This window comes from Okeania sp. SIO2B9 (assembly GCF_010672505.1).
GTDB lineage: Bacteria > Cyanobacteriota > Cyanobacteriia > Cyanobacteriales > Microcoleaceae > Okeania > Okeania hirsuta.
This window is the reverse complement of record NZ_JAAHGK010000924.1, coordinates 1-3,143: the sequence shown is the minus strand read 5'-3', so window position 1 is coordinate 3,143 and position 3,143 is coordinate 1. Positions and strand designations below refer to the sequence as shown.

Here is a 3,143-nt window from a genome sequence, read left to right as displayed (position 1 = left end):
TGCGGTCGCGGAGGCCGCGCCGGATCTGCAACTGTCCTTGTTTGACCTTGCAGAAGTGGTCGAGCATGCCCCCGGGCGGTTTGATGCGCATGGAATCACGGACAGGGTGTCCATCCATGCAGGCTCATTTCGCGATGATCCATTGCCTGCTGGCGCCGATGCGATCTCATTGATCCGCGTGCTTTATGACCATTCCGACGATACTGTCGCAGCTTTGTTAAAGGCGGTGCATGACAGGCTGCCGGATGGCGGGCGACTGATCACGTTTGCAGCAGGACGATCGCCGACATCAATAATAACTCTACTCTACCTTCTGGGGTATCAATATCGATCTCCTCACTCATTTTTGCTAAGTTAGATTGAATATTATTTGCTGGTGCAACCATTGTTACCTGTAACTTACTCACAGTTACAATATCATTAACCAAATCTTCTGGTATAGTTGCAACTGGCAATGTTTCCTCAATAACTTCCACATATCCTGGTGACTCCTCAATAACTTCTATATATTCATCTTCCTCAGCTACCAATACTTCTCGACGACCGTCAAAAGCAGGAGCGATCGCCATAATTAAAACATAAAAAATACATACCAGCAAAATTCCAATTAAAAGTATAGTGAGAAACATTGGTAAAACTGTTGCGGGTCCATCGTAGTAGCTGTAAACAACTCGTTCGTGGACAGTAGGTTGGTAATAGTAACGGACTCTAGTAGTTGGATGCACATAATAAAATCGATTTGTACCAGGTTGCTCGTAATAATATCGTCTAGTGCTGCTATCAATAAAATAACGTTGCCCATTATCAATATTCATGTAGTAACGTCGTTGGGTTGCTGGTTGTACATAATAAAATCTCCCTGTACCTGCTTCCTGATAATAACGTTCTTGAGTTCCTGGACGGGTATAATAACGTCGTCCGGTAGCAGGTTCCACAGAGTAACGTTTTTTTGTAGTTGGAGCAAACGATCCACTGCGAGTCCGTCCACCAGTGTTGGTGTTATTGGTAGTGGGGCGAGTATTATTGTTTGGTTTGGTATTGTTGCTAGGTTGAGAAAATGAACCACTGCGCTGAGAGTTACTACCGGAAGTGGGAACTGGTTTTGTTGTGGGGCGAGTATTATTGTTTGGTTTGGTATTGTTGCTAGGTTGAGAAAATGAACCACTGCGCTGAGAGTTACTACCGGAAGTGGGAACTGGTTTTGTTGTGGGGCGAGTATTATTGTTTGGTTTGGTATTGTTGCTAGGTTGAGAAAATGAACCACTGCGCTGAGAATTACTACCGGAAGTGGGGACTGGTTTTGTTGTGGGGCGATTGTTATTGGTCGGTTTAACTATATTATTTATGGTAGGTTTGGGTTTTGAGTTACGAGGTTGAGACTGGGAACGGACAGGTTTACTGCGACTGGGGGAACTACTTCTACTTCTACTCGAACTTCCAGAACTACTTCTACTTGAACTTCCAGAACTACTTCTACTCGAACTTCCTCCTCTTCTTCCTGCGTAAGCAATGGAGGTATCTGTATTAATTAATTCGCTGATGTCATTACTATGGGGATTAATACTAACTTCATTAACCAAAAATAATGAGACAATTGTTGCTAAGATTAATTTAGATTTACGCATTTCCTGATTTTTCCTAATTTATCAAAGTAATTGAGTCTAAAATTCTTCCTTTGAAGGTGAAATATTTTTATAATGGGGATTTTGAACAACCCTCCAAAAATAACTTCTAACTTCTGAGTTTTGACTTCTGACTTCGTTAATAGCTAGCCTTTTTCTTAGCAATTTCTCGATTATTTAGATATAAATCAATTCTGTTTTGGGCTACCTCATATTTAGTGTGAGATTCAGGAACTTCTTTCATTAAAACTAAAGCTTGATGCCAAGTTATCGCTACTTCATTCCACTGTGTTTGAGTATTAGCTATTTGATCAAGTTCGGCTGCTTTTGTTGCTAGATTTATTCCCTCTATAAATGGGTCTGAAATAACTTCGGTTGTTTCTATCTTTGTTGAAGTATTTTCGGAGTTAGTAGTAATAGTTGGATTTTCGGGAATATTAGCAGAATTAACCACAAAATTATTAGTTATATGATTTCCTAATGCTCCACTCCCTACAAGAGACAAAATCAAACCAATTATCATCAAGATAAAATTTTTTCTGATTTTTCTCTGACTCCAATTTGTTAGATGAAAAATGACAAAAGCAAAAGGAATAAATAAATAAGCAACACCCCATAATGTGCCTTCACTAAAAGCTTGAACTAAGCCCCATATTCCGCTTACTATTGCTAATATTAGACCTAGAATTAAGAATCCAATTCCTAGAAAAAACATTTTCCCTAAGTATCCTTAACGCAATGTATATTTATATGAGATTTATTTTTTTGTCTGTAATTCTATTTTAGGCTATTGAAAAAAAATATTCTACATTAAAAAAGCGGTTAGCACTCAGCACTCAGCACTCAGCAAGATTATTTTTCTAAAGTTTAGAAGGGGATTTTAATCCAAGCTTAAAAAGCTGATAGCTAGTTAAATATACTGAAATTTACGAAATGGACTAAGTTGTTTAAATACATAGCAGGAAATAGCGGTGCCACCCCGCGTTGGCGACAGATGCAAGCGGTCAGACCCCGCGACGACGCCAGCTCGCTTGCGGAATGCTGACCAAGAGAGGGAATGCTGACCAAGAGAGAGAATAGTGGGAAAAACATTCCCTTGTAATTTGATTCATCATTACTCTATGTCAAATAACAACTTGTTTTTGCTGCTAAATTTATAATATTCAGTTCAAAACGATCTGAAATTAACATCTTTTAGCCGTGTTAATATAATGTATTTCTCAGTGATATTTAAGATATGCAGATGAGAATAAACCACCAATATCAGGTTCACTTGATTAGCGATCGTAAAGTTATATCAAATCCGCCTGAAATTAACATCTTTTAGCCGTGTTAATATAATGTATTTCTCAGTGATATTTAAGATATGCAGATGAGAATAAACCACCAATATTATGAGATTAATTTTAACGACTGCCAGCATTTTTATCTGGAACAGGTGGTTGTTAGTTCTCTTGATAGTTTTTCTGAAGCTGAAATAGCTATTATTCAACAACAAAAAAATCATCAAGAGAACTAACA

The 3,143-nt window shown here is 38.3% G+C and carries 4 protein-coding genes; 2 read left to right on the top strand and 2 right to left on the bottom strand.

The genetic code is table 11. From position 1 onward, the window contains the following. The first annotated feature begins 55 nt into the window (after positions 1-55). Positions 56-358 carry a methyltransferase gene (locus F6K13_RS35415; RefSeq protein ID WP_353735716.1) on the top strand — a complete coding sequence of 101 codons (303 nt, stop codon included), beginning with the start codon at positions 56-58 and terminating at the stop codon, positions 356-358. On the opposite strand, the gene F6K13_RS25525 is transcribed toward F6K13_RS35415, so the two are convergent. Beyond that, the gene (locus tag F6K13_RS25525) at positions 261-1,625 is read right to left on the bottom strand and encodes a DUF1517 domain-containing protein (protein WP_287288782.1); all 1,365 of its coding nucleotides are present in this window, start codon (positions 1,623-1,625) and stop codon (positions 261-263) included. The genes F6K13_RS35415 and F6K13_RS25525 overlap by 98 nt on opposite strands. 136 nt (positions 1,626-1,761) lie before the next feature. Further along, positions 1,762-2,337, bottom strand: coding sequence for a hypothetical protein (locus F6K13_RS25520; RefSeq protein ID WP_124155230.1), 576 nt, complete (start codon positions 2,335-2,337; stop codon positions 1,762-1,764). 651 nt (positions 2,338-2,988) lie between these two features. Between F6K13_RS25520 and F6K13_RS25515 the strand changes: the two genes are divergently transcribed. Continuing rightward, positions 2,989-3,141: a hypothetical protein gene (locus tag F6K13_RS25515; RefSeq protein ID WP_287288781.1), complete on the top strand. Its 153-nt coding sequence runs from the start codon at positions 2,989-2,991 to the stop codon at positions 3,139-3,141. Positions 3,142-3,143 lie beyond the last annotated feature (2 nt).